The sequence below is a fragment of the Azospirillum largimobile genome, assembly GCF_977007025.2.
The window spans coordinates 656,721-671,754 of sequence record NZ_CDRMUA020000003.1 but is presented as its reverse complement, the minus strand read 5'-3'; the positions used below and the strand labels follow the sequence as shown (position 1 = coordinate 671,754).

The following is a 15,034-nucleotide window of genomic DNA, read 5'->3' as shown; positions in this document are numbered from 1 at the left end:
GCATTCCGGGCTCCCACGCTGCTTCGGGCGGTGGTTTCTCGCGTTTCAGCACTGTCTCCTGGAGCAGTCCGGCCATCGTCGGGAGCGGTGCCGCTTCGGTACCGTTCGTGGCGTTGCATACTACCATTCCAGTTGCTGGTATGGTAGTTGCGCTCGGGGCCGGTGGTCAATCGAACCATCTGCGGCATTTCGTCAGGCTTCCGTCCGCCCCTCTTTCTGACGGGTGTCCAGCGGTGGCGCCTTTCCTGATCGGGGTAGGCGGATGGCAGATGGGGCAGTGGCTGACCGCGCTCTTCGGGAAAACAACCAAAGAATGTAGATTCCGTCCGCCTTGCTGATGCGATTGAAGGGGGCGGTCATGGAACGGAATCACGCGCAGGATCACGGCGCGTCCGGGCGGACGATCACCGGTGGCAGGCGTCGCGACCTTCTGTTCGGCGGGGATGGAAATGACACCATCATCGGAAATCGAGGCAACGACTACATGGAGGGTGGTGGCGGCAGCGACCGCTTTGTCCTCAAGCCCGGCGACGGATGGGACTGCATCGGCGATTTCCAGGGCGGGACCGGCGGCGACCTGCTGGACCTGCGGAGTTGGAGCGGGATCGGCAGCCTGGAGGATGTGCTGTCCCGCTCCCACCAGGACAGTGATGGGCTGGTTCTGGATTTTGGGCCGCGCGACGGCGTGAAGCTGATGGGCCTGTCGCAGGCGGATCTCACCGCCGACAATCTGCGGCTGAAAAGCGAGCGGGTGAAGGCCAGCGCCGTCTTCGCGGCGACGGACGGCACGCATGGCAACGAGTTGTGGGGGACGGACGGGCGCCGGGCCTTCCTTCTGCGCGACCTCGCGCCGGGAGCGGCCTCTTCCGAACCGGGAGACTTTGTGGAACTGGGTGGGCGCGTGCTTTTCAGCGCCGACGATGGTATCCATGGCCGCGAATTGTGGTCCACCGACGGGACCCCGGCAGGAACCCGCATGGTGACGGACATCAATCCGGGCGAGGTGGGCTCGTCGCCCACGTCACTGACCGAAGTGGACGGTCAGGTGTTCTTCCAGGCGAATGACGGCCAGCATGGCGCGGAACTGTGGGTCAGCGACGGGACCGCCGCCGGCACGCACATGGTGAAGGACATCGGCGGCGCCATGGCCGGAGTCTATCCATACAATCTGACGGCGGTGGAAGACGAGCTGTTCTTCTCGGCCAGCGACAGCGAGCATGGCAGGGCGCTGTGGCGGTCGGACGGTACCGAGGCCGGAACGATGCTGGTCAAGGACTTCTATCCCGGACCGTTCGATCCGCCGGTCCCGCTCCCCATCTTTCCGGCGCATTTCACGGCGGTCGACGATCGGTTGTTCCTGACGGCGTGGGATGGCACCGGCTTTTATAGCCAGCTGTGGGTCACGGATGGAACCGAAGAGGGCACGACCAAGCTGTACGACGGGCTTGGCGACAACCCGAGGGTCGGGCGTCCGGTGGTCCTGACCGCGGTGGAGGACACGCTGTTCTTCAACCTCGGAGAGGATCTGTGGAAGAGCGACGGCACTCCGGAAGGCACTGTCCAGGTGAAGGATTTTCCATCGATCGGCCTCTCCCTGCCCAGCCGGTTCAGCGCCTTCGACGACCGGCTCGCCTTCGTCGCCGGCGACGCGGAGCATGGCGAGGAACTGTGGATATCGGACGGAACGGAGCAGGGAACGCGCATGGTGAAGGACATCGCGCCGGGCAGTGCCGGCTCCGGCATCGGTGACTTCGCCGTGGTGGACGATACGCTGTTCTTCACCGCCGATGACGGCATCCACGGACGGGGGCTTTGGATGAGCGACGGGACCGAAGCCGGCACGCACATGGTGACGGACAGGTCGCATGACACGACTTGGACGCAGCCCACGACTCTGCGCGCTGTCGGCGACAGCCTCTATTTCAGTGCGACGGATGCCAACCAGGCCGGTGCGCTGTTCCACCTCGACCCCGACAGGAGCGAGGTGACGCAGCTCGCCTCCACGCAGCCGATCAGCCTGCTGTACGGCACGCTGCAGATCGCAGGTGTCTGAGCCCGCGCGTCACCCCGCCTGCCGGGCGCGGGGGGAGGCGCAGGCGGCGGCGACCACCTCGCCGGTGCGGCCGACATGGTGGACGAACAGATGCTCCGCCGTCTTGCCGTCGCGGGCCTCCAGCGCCGCCAGGATCTCGCGGTGTTCCAGCACCGACTCCTTCCACCGTCCTTGGGCGCCCAACGCGAAGTAGCGCGCCCGCGCCAACCGGCCGAGCAGCCGGTCATGCGCCTCCACCAGCGCGGGGTTCTTGGCGCTCGACACGATCAGCCGGTGGACCTTCTGGTTGATCGCGAAATATTCCTCCAGCGCGCCCGCCCCCTGCAAAGCCTCGATCTTTTCCTGGAAGCCGCGCAGGCGGCGCAGGTCGGCGGCGGTCATCCGTTCGGCGGCGAGCCGGGCGGCGAAGCTCTCGATGCAGCCTTCCGCCTCGAACAGGTGGGTCAGTTCGGCGGCGTCGAGCGGGGCGACGATGGCGTTGCGGTTGGGACGCAGCATCACCAGCCCGTCCGCCGCCAGCAGCTTCAGCGCCTCGCGCAACGGCGTGCGGGAGATGCCGAGCTTCTCGCTCAACTCCGGTTCGATCAGGCGGGCGGACGGCGCCAGTTCGCCATAGATGATCATGTCGCGCAGCCGGTCCACCGCCATGTCCGCCAAGGGCGGCGGCGGCACCGCGCGGCGTCGGCGCGGCGGTGCGGTGCCTGGGGCGGCGTCCGGCGTATCGTCCGGCCGGTCATCGTCGAAGGTCATGGTCGGGCTCATGGCTGGGAATCCGGCACGCCTGCGGCGAGCGTTTCCTCTGCGAAAGCGGCGAAGCGCAGCACCCGGCGGTCCATGCCGCGCGGTGCCACGATCTGCAAGCCCACCGGCAGCCCGCCGCGCCCGGTCCCGCAGGGCAGGCTGAGCGCCGGGACCTTGGCGTGGTTGAACAGCGGGGTGAAAACCGCGTGTGCTCGTGGCGGCACCGGCTGTCCGCCGATGGTTTCCGGTCCCAGCCGGTCCAGCGGCCAGGCGACGCAGGGGGTGGTCGGCCCGACGATCAGGTCCGCCCCTGCGAACTGCGCGGCCAGCGCGCGGCCGACCTCGACGCCGAGCAGTTGCGCCGCCGCGACCTCCGCCCCGCTCAAGGACAGGCCGCGTTCGATCTGCACCGCGATGTCGGGATCGAACAGGCCTGGATCACGGCGGAACGCCTCGCCATAAAGTGCCGCAAGCCCGGCATGCTGCAGCGGCATCAGCGCGGTTTCGGTGACGCCGGCCGGCCAGCGCGGGAACCGGCCTTCGGGACGGACGATGCGGGCACCGGCGCGGGCCAGAGCCTTCACCGCCCGCTCCACCGCGTCGCGCACGTCGTCGTCAACCGGGGCGTCCATGCCGAATGTCGGGCTGTAGGCGATGGTGAGGGACGAAACCGGCCGCTCCTCCGCCGGGGCGATCGCGGCGCTGTCGGGGTCGCGCGGGTCGGGGCCGGCCAGCGCCTCGAACATCAGGGCGGTGTCGGCGACATCGGCGGCGATGGGCGCCAACACGGCGATGCCGACGAAGGGCTCGGCGAAGCCGGGGCCGTAGGGGATGGCGCCGAAGCTGGGCTTGAAGCCGACCACGCCGACATGGGCCGGCGGGCGGCGGCTCGACCCGCCGGCATCGGTGCCGAGCGCCAGCGGAACCAGCCCGGCGGCAACGGCAGCCGCCGGCCCGCCGCTGGAGCCGCCGGGGGTCAGATTCGGGTCCATCGGGTGGCGCGTCTGGCCGAACAGCGGGTTGGTGGTGACGCCCTTGCAGGCGAATTCGGAGCTGTTGGCCATGCCGACGACGACCGCACCGGCGCGGCGCAGCCGTTCCACCGCCATGGCGTCGGCGGGGGCGTGGAAATCGGCGAACAGGCGCGACCCCTGGGTGACGCGGCGGCCGGCGACCCAGATGGTGTCCTTGACCGCCACCGGCACGCCGGCCAGCGGCAAATCCTCCAACTGCACATTCTCTCTGGCGGCAAGGCGGCGATCCACCGCGTCGGCGTCCAGCAGCGCCTGTTCGGCATGAATGGCGACCAGGGCGTTCAGGGTGGGATTGCCGGCGGCGATGCGGGCGAGCGCCGCTTCGGTCACGGCGCGGGCGCTGCTGCGTCCGCCGCGCACGGCATCGGCCTGGGCCACGGCGCGAAGGGGAAGGGTCATCGCTTGTCTCCGAGAAGGCTCAGTCCCGCCAGCGCGGCCAGCAGGCTGACCACGAGATAGCCGGTGGCCAGCGTGCTGACCGCGGCGGCGGCCACCAGCACGACCGGGCCGGCGATCAGCCCGGCGAAGCCGCCGACCATCACCGCCCCCGTCGCCTCGCCGATGCGCCCCGCCGGAGCCAGCCGCGCCACCTCCGCCAGGAAGACCCCGTTCCAGCCGCTGGCGGTCAGCCCGAACAGGAAGGTCGCCGCCGCCAGCGCCGGGAAGGGCAGGGCGGCGCCGGCCAGCGCGACCAGCGCCGATGCCGCCGCCATGCCCAGCCCCAGCAGCCCGACCAGACGGCGCGGCGCCACCCAGCGCGAGGCGACCACCCCCCAGCCGAGCCGCCCGGCGAGCCCGCCCGCCTGCCCGGCAGCCAGCGCCACCCCGGCGGAGACATGCTCCAGCCCCAGCTCCGCCACGGCGAAGACGACGAAGAATCCGTTCAGCGTCAGTTGGCTCGCCGAATAGGGAAAGGAGGCCAATGCCAGCCGTCGCAGCGCCGGGTCGCTGCGCAGCAACCGGATGGCCGCGCCCAGCCCGAAAGCGGTCGTGGCGGATCGGGTCAGCGGATCATAGGCCGTCCGCAGCCGTTCGAAGGGCAGGACGCAAACCAGCGCCAGCGCGGCGATGGCCGCATAGCCGGCGCGCGGATCGGTGACGGCGGCCAGCAGCGGCAGGGCCAGCGATCCGGCCATCGCGCCGATCTGGTTGCCGGTCTGCCGGACAGAGAACACCATCGGCCGGTCGGCCTCCCGCACCAGCCGGCCGAGGATGGCGGCGCTGGCCGGCGTCTCCGGCCCGCAGGCCAGCCCGATGGCAACCCCGGCCGCCAGCAGCGCCAAGGCGCCGCTCCCCGTCATCGCGCACAGCATGGCGGCGGCCACCGCCACCGCGCAGAAGCTGGCCACCCGGAAGGAGCCCAGCCGCCCGGCCAGCACCCCGCCGCAGAGCGACGCCGCCATCCCCACGGCAAAGCCGGTGGTGGTGAACAGGCCGAGCCCCGCCGGGTCGATCCCCATGCGCGGTGCTAGAACTCCCGGGGCGAACAGGGCGAGAGCCACCAGGGCCTGCAGGCCGGTCATTCCGATCAGCGCCGGCAGAAGCGGCGGCATCGCCGGAGGCTTGGTCGGCGCTGGCGCGACCGTCGCCGTCTCGGCTACCATCGCGGAAACCCGGAACTGGAGGCGGCATGGCTGGCGGTATTTCGATTCACGGTGTGGACGTGGCGCGCGGCGTCGCCGCCGAAGGGCTGCGGGTGGAGCTTTACGCCCTGACGCCCGACCGCCGCCTGCTGGCGGACGGCCGGCTGGGCGCCAACGGGCAGCTCGACCACCCCACGGTTCGCGGCGAGGGCATCGCCCCCGGCCCGCACGAGGTGCTGTTCCATGTCGGCGACTGGCTGCGCGCGGCGGGCTATCCGGAGGAGCAGACCCGCTTCCTCGACATCATGCCGTTCCGCTTCAAAGTGACCGACCTGGAGCGCCATCTGCATCTGCCCTTCAAATTCACCCCCTTCGGGGTTTCTCTCTTTCTGGGTGTGTAGGCCGGGTCAGGTCAACCGCTTCGAAAGGCCGGCCACGCGCTCCATCACCATCATCAGCGCGATGGTCGCGACGATCAGCACGCCGGACAACGCCGCGACCGTCACGTCGAGCTTGCCTTCAAGATCCTGCCACATGCGGATCGGCAGCATGTCGGTCGCGGCGTCCCGCAGGAACAGCGACACCGGCACATTGTCGAAGGAGGCCATGAAGGCGATGAATCCGCCGGCCATGATGCCCGGCCGGATCAGCGGCAGGGTGATGCGGCGAAAGGTGAACCAGCGGGTGGCGCCCAGGCTGGCCGACGCCTCCAGCAGGGTCGGGTTCATCTGCGCCAGCGAGGCCACGGTGTTGCGCACGACGAAGGGCACCGACACCACGGTGTGGCCGATGATCAGCGTCAGCGGCGATACCGGCACGCCGACCAGCGAGAAGAACATCAGCGACGACAACCCGAAGGCCAGCGCCGGCAGCACCAGCGGCGACAGGAACAGGCTGTCCAGCACCCGCGCCTTCAGGCTGGCCGAGCGCGCGATGCCCAGCGAGGCGGCGACGCCCAGCAGGATCGACAACGCGGTCGCCCAGGCCGCCACCTTCAGGCTGTTCATCAGCGCGAACTGAAGCTGCCATGCGTTCCACAGCTCGACATACCAGCGCAGCGAATAGCCGGGCGGCGGGAATTTCAGCGAATAGCCGCTGGTGAAGGACACCCAGATCACCACGACCGTCGGTGCCGCCAGCAGCAGCAGGGCCAGCAGCGCCACCCCCGTCATGACGATGCGGAAGCTGAGCGCGTCGAAATCGAAACGGCGGTTGCTCATGTCCGGTTCCCTGCGGGTCAGGCGTTGGTGTAGCCGCGCGACAGGCGGCCCAGCACGTTGAAGATCGACACCACCACCAGCACCGCGACCAGGAAAATGACGGAGATCGCGGCGGCGAAGGGCCAGTTCTGCAGGGTGGAGGCCTGCTGGTAGATGTACATCGGCATGAACAGCATCTGCCCGCCGCCGATCAGGCTTTGCGTGATGAAGGCGGTGATGGCTGCGGCATAGGTCAGCAGGCAGCCGGCGATGATCCCCGGCAGCGACAGCGGCAGGATCACCTTGCGGAAGGTCCGCCAATGCCCGGCCCCCAGCACCGATGAGGCGTCGGCGAGGTTCGGGTCGATGCGGCTCAGCGCGGTGATCAGCGGCAGCACCATCAGCGGCATCTGCACCTGGGCCAGGGCCATCACCACGCCGCCTTCGGTGTAGAGCAGCTTCAGCGGCGTGTCGATCAGCCCCAGCCCGAGCAGCGAGGCGTTGACGATCCCCTGCCGCCCCAGGATGACCACCCAGGCGAAGGTGCGCACCACCACGCTGGTCAGCAGCGGCAGCAGCACCAGCAGCATGATGATACCCCTGGCCCAGCCGGGGGAGCGCTGGTGCAGCCATGCCACCGGATAGCCCAGCAGCAGCGTCAGCGCCGTGACCTTCACCCCCAGCCACAGCGTCGATCCCAGCACGCCGAGGCTGAAGCTGTCGCCGAGGAAATTGACGTACTGGGTCAGCCCGAACCGGCCGCCCTGCGGATCGGTCTGGAAGCTCAGCGCCAGCAGGATGACCAGCGGCGTGACGAAGAAGACGACGAACCCCGCCGCGAGCGGCGCCGCCAGTTTCAGGTCGTATGTGGTGACGTTGCGCAGCGTCGCGGCCATGGTTTCGGTTCCTCTTAAGTAACCTCTCCCCGACGACCATCCCCTCTCCCCCCCGGGGAGAGGGTTAGGGTGAGGGGGACGCGGAGCGATAAGCTGATCAGGAGCGGGGGCGTGGCGGTTTTTCTGACAGATCACGCAACGCATCCCCCTCACCCCGACCCTCTCCCCAGGGGGGAGAGGGGGGAGCTCTACAGCCTCACACCCTGATCTCGCGGTTGAAGCGTTCGATCCAGGCGCTGCGCTGCTCGTTGATCTTGGCCCAGTCCTGGAACACGAACTTCTTCGCGATCTCGGCATGGTCCTTCGCCAGCGTCTTGGCGAGTTCGCCCTTGATCGCGACCTTGGTGTTGGTCGGCACGATCAGGAACGGCTCTTCCATCAGTTGGGCCTGCACCTCCGGCGACAGGGCGGCTTCGATCAGCTTGAAGGCCAGCTCCTTGTTGGGGGAGTTCTTGACGATGTGGATGGTCGTCTTGAAGGCTATGGCGCCTTCCTTGGGGATGACGAACTCAACCGGCACGCCGCGCGCCTTCAGGATCTGGATGGCGTTGAAATTGCCGGGGGAGATGTCGATCTGGCCCTGCTGGAACAGGGTGGCGAGCTGGCCGGGGTTGGCGGCGACGGCGGCGAGGCTGGGGCGCAGCGAGTCCAGCGCCTTGAAGGCAGGGTCGATGTTGGATTCCGACCCGCCATGCATCTTGGCCAGTTCCACCATGAAGCCGGTGCCGAGCGTGGAGTTCAGGTTGGTGATGCCGACGCGGCCCTTGAATTCCGGCTTCCACAGATCGGCCCAGGAGGTCGGCGGCGTCTTCACCGTTTCCGGGTTGTAGGTGATGCCCACCACCTGGAAGAAGGGCGACGGCCCCATCGGCACCTGGGCCTCCGGGATCAGATCCTTGTAATAGGCGCTCTTTTCCACCGGATAGGGTTCGACCAGATCCTGGGCGATGGCCTGCAGCGCGGGTCCCGGATCATGCAGCATGACGTCGATCGGCGGGTTGTTCTTCGCCGCGTTCACCTTGGCGATCTGGTCGACGGACAGCATGGGGTCGAGCACCATGTCGGCGTTGCCGGTCGCCTTGCGGAAGGCGGGGACGAGCACGGCCTTGTGCGCCTCCTCCCAGCTGCCGGTGAAGGTCGCGAAGACCAGCGGGCGCGCCTGCGCCCAGGTCAGGCCGGGGAAGGCGTGCATGGCACCCAGCGTCAGGGCCGTCTGCATCAGGGAGCGGCGGGTCAGCAGCATGGATCACTCCTGTCGGGTGGGGAAGGCGATAGGGGGAAGGAAAGGCGGATCAGGCCGCGGCAAAGACCGAGGCGAGGCGAGGCGCGACCGGCGCGAGGCGAACCGGGGTGCCGGGGGCGAACAGCGCGGCGCGGTCGATGCGCGGTTCGGAGACCTTCACGGCCGACCCGTCGGCGACGCGCACCTCGTGGACGATTGTAGCGCCCAGCGGCAGCCCCATCTCCACGACGCCGTTCAGCGTGTCGGCGCCGTTTGCGGCGGGATCGACGCGCAGATGCTCCGGCCGCAGGCAGACGGTGACGCGGCCGCCGGGGCGGACGTCGCCCTTGGGTGGGCGCGTCTCGATGGTGCCGCCGGCATCCAGCCGCACCGTGCCGCCGCTGCGGTCGGAACCGAGCAGAACGCCGCCCAGCAGGTTGGCGGAGCCGACGAAGGTGTTGACGAACAGGCTGTCCGGCGCGTCGTAGATGTCGGTCGGCGGGGAGAATTGCTCCAGCCGGCCCTGGCTCAGCACCGCGACGCGGTCGGCCATCGACAGCGCCTCCTCCTGGTCGTGGGTGACGAGGATGGTGGTGATGCCGGACAGGCGCTGGATGCGCTTCACCTCGATCTGCATGTCCAGGCGCAGGTTCTTGTCCAGCGCCGCGAAAGGTTCGTCGAGCAGAAGGATCGACGGATTCACCGCCAGCGCGCGGGCCAGGGCGACGCGCTGCTGCTGCCCGCCGGACAGCTGGCGCGGCATGCGGTCGCCGAGATGGCCCAGCTTCACCAGATCCAGCATGCGCTGGGCCTCGCTGCGCTGGGTGGCACGGTCGACGCCGCGGGCGTCCAGCCCATAGGCGACGTTCTCCGCCACCGTCATGTGCGGAAACAGCGCGTAATTCTGGAAGACGATGCCGACGGAGCGGCGGTTGGGCGGCAGCCCGTCGATGGCCTCGCCGCCGACGATGACGTGGCCCTTGGTCTGGGCCATGAAGCCGGCGATGATCCGCAGCAGGGTCGTCTTGCCGCAGCCCGACGGCCCGAGCAGGGCCACCAGTTCGCCGCCCTTGATGTCGAGCGTCACGTCGTTGACGGCCAGCGTGTTGCCGTAGCGCTGGGTGATCCCGTCGAGAAGAAGCGTCTGTCCACGCTGGGCCGACTGGCTGCTTTGCGAGGCTCCGACCATGGCTGTACCGTCCGTTTCGCGTTGCGCTTTGCAGATCGTTAGATAGCAAAGCGCATGCCGTTTCCGGACTTATTGCTTTTTGTCAGTGGCTTACGCGTATTATTGGTCGCTTGATGAACGGGTAGCGGCGCCCTGATGATGCTGAAATAAGCGGCAGACGCAGGCAAATGCCGCATTTGGCGCCAACGATGCTAAGCATTTGCCCCTGCCCTAACCCTCCCCCGCTGGGCGGGGGAGGGAACTGCCGCCACTCTCCTGAACACTCACTTGCTCCCTCCCCTGCGAGAGCGGGGGAGGGTTGGGGTGGGGGCAATGAAGTGGGGAGCCCCTCACACCAGCGGCAGATCGCTGCCGCCATTCACGATGTCCACCGTGCCGGAGATCAGGTTTTCTGCATACAGCGCCTCCAGATCGATGCCCCCGGCCGGTCGCACCGGGCGGATGGCGCGGATCCAGCCAGATATCGCCTGTTCCTGCCGGCGGCGGATCGCTTCGGCCTCGTCCACCGTTACCGCCTGGAAGGACAGGCGGTCGCCGGGGCGCAGGCGGCCGGCGCGGGGCAGGTCGGCGGAGATCACCGTGGCGATCTTGGCATAGCCCCCGGCGGTCTGGTGGTCGTTCAGCAGCAGGATCGGCTGTCCGTTGCCCGGCACCTGGATGGAGCCGGTGACGAGCCCGTCCGACGGGATGTCGGCCGACCCGCGATGTTTCAGCGCCGGCCCTTCCAGACGCAGGCCCATGCGGTCGGCCTGCTTGCCGACATGGTAGGCCGCCGACAGGAAGGTTGCCAAAGCCTGCTCGGTGAAGCGGTCGTCCTGCGGCCCGAGCACGACACGCAACGGTCCTCCACCGTAATCCGGCGGCTGCGGCAGTTCCACGTCCGGCCCATCGGGCGCGCTGTCGCGGACAAGCGGCAACCGGTCATCCTGGCCCAGAGGGCGCCCGCCGAGCGGACCGATGCCGGCCCGGACATAGGTGGACAGGCTGCCCATCACCGGTGCCAGCGCGAAGCCGCCGGCCACCGCCAGATAGGCCACCGACGCTCCATCCACCGCCCCCAGCCGGAGCAGGTCGCCCTGGCGCAGGGTGTGGCTGCGGTGGGGCTCCAGCGGCCGGGCGACCTCCCCCTCGCGCTCCAGCGTCATCGCCAGCGGACCGACTGCGGCGAGGCGGATGGCGGGAGACTCCACCCGCAGGACGGGGCCGAGCAGCGCGATCTCCAGCCCCGCCATGCCCGGCGGATTGCCGACCAGCGCATTGGCGAGCCGCAGCGCCACCGGGTCGAGCGCGCCGGCCACCGGCATGCCCAACTCCTGGAAGCCGAAGCGGCCCAGATCCTGGATCGTCGCGAACAGGCCCGGCCGCACCACCGTCAGAAAGGCGCTCATGATGCGGCCCTCAGGCTGGCGGGATCGAAGCGGCCGGCGGCCACCGCCTGCGCAATGCCGTCGAAGGCAGCGCGGTCCACCGCCTCGAATCGCACCCGGTCGCCGGCCGCCAGCAGGACGGGATCGGCCCGTCCGGCGTCATAGAGCGGAACCGGACAGCGGCCGATCAGGTGCCAGCCGCCGGGACTCTCCCACGGATAGACGGTGGTCAGCCGCCCGGCGACGGCAACGGAGCCGGCAGGCACCCGCACCCGCGGCTCCGTCCGGCGCGGCCGCTCCAGCTCCGCCGGCAGGTCGCCCATGTAGCCGAAGCCCGGCATGAAGCCCAGCATGTAGACGAAATACTCGGCCGAGCCGTGCAACTCCGCCACGCGCTCCGTGGTCAGCCCCAGTCCATTGGCCAGTTCGGCCAAATCGGGGCCGAGGTCGGGAGCGTAGCAGACCGGCAGGCGCCACAGCCGCCCCTCCGCCGTGGCGGCGTCGCTGCCGGCTAGCGCCGCCTCCACCGCCGCCTGCATCTCCCACCGTCCGGTGGCGACGGGATCGTAGACCACCAGCAGCGAGCGGAAGGTCGGCACCGTTTCCACCAGTCCCGGCGGCGGTTCGGCTTTCAGCCGGGCGTGCAGGGCCATGACGCGGGCGTTGGTCGCCCGGTCGATGGCCTCGCCGAACTCGACGTTGAAGGCGGTGTCGCCTGCGGTGGTGAAGCGGATCTCCACGCCCACGCTCCTTACCCGATCATCATCGACGGCAGCCACGTCACCATGCCGGGGAACAGCCACAACAGGGCCACCATCAGCACCATCAGCAGGAAGAAGGGCAGGCTGGCCTTGCCGATGGTGAAGATGTTCCTGCCGGTCATCGCCTGCAGCACGAACAGGTTGAAGCCGACCGGCGGCGTGATCTGCGCCATCTCCACCACGATGATGATGTAGATGCCGAACCACAGCAGGTCGATGCCCGCCTGCTGCACCATCGGCAGGATCACCGAGGTGGTCAGCACCACCATGGAGATACCGTCGAGGAAGCAGCCCATCACGATGAAGAAGGCGGTCAGCGCCACCAGCAGCGCCGCCGGCGACAGCTGCATCGTGGTGATCCACTCCGCCAGCAGGCGCGGGATGCCGGTATAGCCCATCGCCACCGTCAGGAAGGCCGCACCCGCCAGGATGAAGCCGATCATGCAGGAGGTGTGGGCGGCGCCGAACAGGCTGTCGCGGAAGGTCGTCCAGTTCAGCGTCCCGGTCGCCAGCGCCAGCACCAGCGACCCCAGCACGCCGATGCCGGCGGCCTCGGTCGGGGTGGCGATGCCGACATAGATGGAGCCCAGAACCGCGGCGATCAGCAGCATCACCGGGATCAGCGCGCCGGTGTCGCGGATCTTCTCAGGCAGACTCTGCGACGGTTCGGGCGGCGGCACCCGGCCGGGGTTCAGCAGCGACCAGCCGCCGACATAGGCCATGAACAGCCCGGTCAGCACGATGCCGGGAATGACGCCGGCGATGAACAGCCGGGCGATGGACACGTCCGCCGCCACGCCATAGACGATCATGATGATCGAAGGTGGGATCAGCAGCCCCAGCGTGCCGGCCCCGGCCAGCGATCCCAGAGTCATCATCTGGTCGTAGCCGCGCCGATTCAGCTCCGGGATGGTCATGCGGCCGATGGTGGCGGCGGTGGCGGCCGAGGACCCGGACACGGCGGCGAAGATCGAGCAGCCGATGACGTTCACATGCATCAGGCGGCCGGGCAGCCAGCCGGTCCAGGGTGCCAGCCCCTTGAACATGTCGGACGAGATGCGGGTGCGGAACAGGATCTCGCCCATCCAGATGAACAGCGGCAAGGCCGTCAGCGTCCATGAGGTGCTGGCGCCCCAGATGTTGGTCGCCATCACCATTCCCACCGGCCGCGCGGTGAACAGCGCCATGGCGACGAAGCCGACGCCGGCCAGCGCCAGCGCCACCCACACGCCGGCCCCCAGCATCAGGAACATCGTCACCACGACGACGATGGATGCGGTCGTCTGATCCATCGTTCAGCCCTCGCTCTGCATGCCGGCATGCTGGTAGGACGCGTCCCCGCCCCGCAGCACGGCCACAAGGTCGTCGATCAGGGCGATCACCAGCACGACCAGCCCGGCCGCCATCAGCGCCTGCGGTATCCACAAGGGGATCGGCAGCACGCCCTGGCTGAGGTCGCCGAAATCATAGGAATCGTAGGTCATGCGCAGCCAGTACCAGGCGAAATAGGCGCTGAGCGCCGTGCCGAAGGTGAGGCAGGCCAGTTCGAAGGCGCGGCGGGGCGCGCCGTGCAGCCGCTCCACCAACACGTTAACGCGGATGTGGGAGCCGCGGCGCAGCGCCGGCCCCAGCATCAGGAAGAAGGACGCGGCCATGCAATAGCCGGCAAGCTCGTCGGCCCCCGGCACCATGCGGCCGACGAGGCGGCTTCCCACCTGCGTGATGATCAGCACGGCGATGGCGGCGAGCGCGACCGCGCCCAGGATCTCGGCGGTTCGATAAAGAATGGACAGTGCGGTGCGCATGGCGCAACCACCTCCTGCGGTCGGTCGAAGCGAAGGGGCGTCATGGACCGGTGGTGATCCGGCCGGCCGCCATGCTGCGGCGCGCCGGCCGGATCACCCCAAGGTCCCTGCGGACGGTTACTTGCGGAAGGCGGAGATGATCGCCTCGCCGTCGGCACCGGCGGCCTTGGTCCATTCCTCGGTCATGGTCTTGCCGATGGCGGACAGGCCTTCCTTCAGCTTGTCGGACGGCGGCAGGACCTTCATGCCGTTGCCGGCCATGGTCTTGTTCAGCTCGGCCGTCTTCTTTTCCCACTCGGCCCAGCCGGCGGCCTCGGCCTTGGCGGCGGCGTCCTGGACCGCCTTCTGCGTGTTGGCGTCCAGACCCTTCCACACCTCGGCGTTGACGAAGACCATGTTGCGCGGCAGCCAGGCTTGGACGTCGTAATAGACCTTCACGAAGTCCCAGGCCTTGGTGTCGACGCCGGTGGCGGCCGAGGTGATCATCGCGGTGACGATGCCGGTGCCGAAGGCCTGCGCGACTTCCGCCGCCTCGATCTTCACCGGGACCGCGCCGCTCAGCTCGGCGATGCGGGTGGTGGCCGGGTTGTAGGCGCGGAACTTCTGCCCCTTCAGCGCTTCGACCGATTGGATCTCGTCCTTCACGTAGAGGCCCTGCGGCGGCCACGGAATCGAGTAGAGCAGCTTCAGGCGCTGGCGCTCCAGCTTCTTCTCGAGATACGGCTTGGAGACGTCGTAGAGCTTGCGCGACGCCTGGAAGTCGGTGGCGAGGAAGGGCACCGAATCGAGGCCGAACAACGGGTCCTCGTTCGCCCAGGAGCTGATCAGCACCTCGCCCAGCTGCGCCTGTCCGGACTGGACCGCGCGCTTGATCTCCGGATGGCGGATCAGCGAGCCGTTGGAATGGACGGTGATCTGGATCTTGCCGCCGGTGGCCGCCTTCACGTCCTCCGCGAACTGCTTCACCACGACGGTGTGCAGGTTCGTGTCGGGATAGGGGGTCGGCATGTCCCAGGTCTCGGCGAGTGCTGCCAGCGGCCCGGCGGCGACGCCCAGCCCCAGCAGGCCGGCGACGATCGGGCCGGCCATCCGGGCGACGAGACGGGATTGCAGCATGTCAGCGGTCATGATGTTCGGAAGCTCCCTGATTGTTGGCCGAAGCGCCGCCCGCTGGCCTTATGGCC

General features: G+C 68.8%; 14 protein-coding genes. 2 read left to right on the top strand and 12 right to left on the bottom strand.

What is annotated here, in order from left to right; all coding sequences use genetic code 11:
* Positions 1-358 precede the first annotated feature (358 nt).
* Positions 359-2,053 carry an ELWxxDGT repeat protein gene (locus tag ACWPKK_RS20625; RefSeq protein WP_452007762.1) on the top strand — a complete coding sequence of 565 codons (1,695 nt, stop codon included), beginning with the start codon at positions 359-361 and terminating at the stop codon, positions 2,051-2,053.
* A 9-nt stretch (positions 2,054-2,062) separates the two neighbouring features.
* Here ACWPKK_RS20625 and ACWPKK_RS20620 read toward each other — a convergent pair whose 3' ends face one another.
* From ACWPKK_RS20620 to ACWPKK_RS20610, 3 genes are read right to left on the bottom strand one after another with little or no spacing between them, the layout of a single operon-like run.
* The gene (locus ACWPKK_RS20620) at positions 2,063-2,815 is read right to left on the bottom strand and encodes a GntR family transcriptional regulator (RefSeq protein WP_452007760.1); all 753 of its coding nucleotides are present in this window, start codon (positions 2,813-2,815) and stop codon (positions 2,063-2,065) included.
* Complete coding sequence (locus ACWPKK_RS20615; protein ID WP_452007758.1) at positions 2,812-4,227, bottom strand: amidase; 1,416 nt, start codon at positions 4,225-4,227, stop codon at positions 2,812-2,814. Before ACWPKK_RS20615 ends, ACWPKK_RS20620 begins: the two co-directional genes overlap by 4 nt.
* Positions 4,224-5,432: an MFS transporter gene (locus ACWPKK_RS20610; RefSeq protein WP_452007756.1), complete on the bottom strand. Its 1,209-nt coding sequence runs from the start codon at positions 5,430-5,432 to the stop codon at positions 4,224-4,226. The genes ACWPKK_RS20615 and ACWPKK_RS20610 overlap by 4 nt, the downstream gene beginning before the upstream one ends.
* Positions 5,433-5,458: 26 nt before the next feature.
* On the opposite strand from ACWPKK_RS20610, the gene ACWPKK_RS20605 reads away from it, so the two are divergent.
* Positions 5,459-5,812, top strand: a complete 354-nt coding sequence (locus ACWPKK_RS20605) for a hydroxyisourate hydrolase (protein WP_452007754.1) — start codon at positions 5,459-5,461, stop codon at positions 5,810-5,812.
* A gap of 6 nt (positions 5,813-5,818) precedes the next feature.
* Here ACWPKK_RS20605 and ACWPKK_RS20600 read toward each other — a convergent pair whose 3' ends face one another.
* The 9 genes from ACWPKK_RS20600 to ACWPKK_RS20560 all read right to left on the bottom strand — a co-directional run bounded on the left by ACWPKK_RS20600 (position 5,819) and on the right by ACWPKK_RS20560 (position 14,978).
* Positions 5,819-6,631, bottom strand: a complete 813-nt coding sequence (locus tag ACWPKK_RS20600) for an ABC transporter permease (protein WP_452007752.1) — start codon at positions 6,629-6,631, stop codon at positions 5,819-5,821.
* 17 nt (positions 6,632-6,648) lie between these two features.
* Positions 6,649-7,506 (bottom strand): ABC transporter permease, encoded by an 858-nt coding sequence (locus ACWPKK_RS20595; protein WP_452007750.1) that lies wholly within the window; start codon positions 7,504-7,506, stop codon positions 6,649-6,651.
* A gap of 196 nt (positions 7,507-7,702) precedes the next feature.
* Complete coding sequence (locus tag ACWPKK_RS20590; protein WP_452007748.1) at positions 7,703-8,749, bottom strand: ABC transporter substrate-binding protein; 1,047 nt, start codon at positions 8,747-8,749, stop codon at positions 7,703-7,705.
* 49 nt (positions 8,750-8,798) lie between these two features.
* A complete protein-coding gene (locus ACWPKK_RS20585) occupies positions 8,799-9,917 on the bottom strand; it encodes an ABC transporter ATP-binding protein (protein ID WP_452007746.1) in 1,119 nt (372 codons plus the stop codon).
* 329 nt (positions 9,918-10,246) lie between these two features.
* Positions 10,247-11,305 (bottom strand): 5-oxoprolinase subunit C family protein, encoded by a 1,059-nt coding sequence (locus tag ACWPKK_RS20580; protein ID WP_452007744.1) that lies wholly within the window; start codon positions 11,303-11,305, stop codon positions 10,247-10,249.
* Positions 11,302-12,030, bottom strand: coding sequence for a 5-oxoprolinase subunit PxpB (gene pxpB / locus ACWPKK_RS20575; RefSeq protein WP_452007742.1), 729 nt, complete (start codon positions 12,028-12,030; stop codon positions 11,302-11,304). Before pxpB ends, ACWPKK_RS20580 begins: the two co-directional genes overlap by 4 nt.
* A 5-nt stretch (positions 12,031-12,035) precedes the next feature.
* A complete protein-coding gene (locus ACWPKK_RS20570) occupies positions 12,036-13,337 on the bottom strand; it encodes a TRAP transporter large permease (RefSeq protein ID WP_452007740.1) in 1,302 nt (433 codons plus the stop codon).
* Positions 13,338-13,340: 3 nt separating this feature from the next.
* Positions 13,341-13,850, bottom strand: coding sequence for a TRAP transporter small permease (locus tag ACWPKK_RS20565; RefSeq protein ID WP_452007738.1), 510 nt, complete (start codon positions 13,848-13,850; stop codon positions 13,341-13,343).
* A 117-nt stretch (positions 13,851-13,967) separates the two neighbouring features.
* A complete protein-coding gene (locus ACWPKK_RS20560) occupies positions 13,968-14,978 on the bottom strand; it encodes a TRAP transporter substrate-binding protein (RefSeq protein ID WP_324870820.1) in 1,011 nt (336 codons plus the stop codon).
* Between the last annotated feature and the right edge of the window lie 56 nt (positions 14,979-15,034).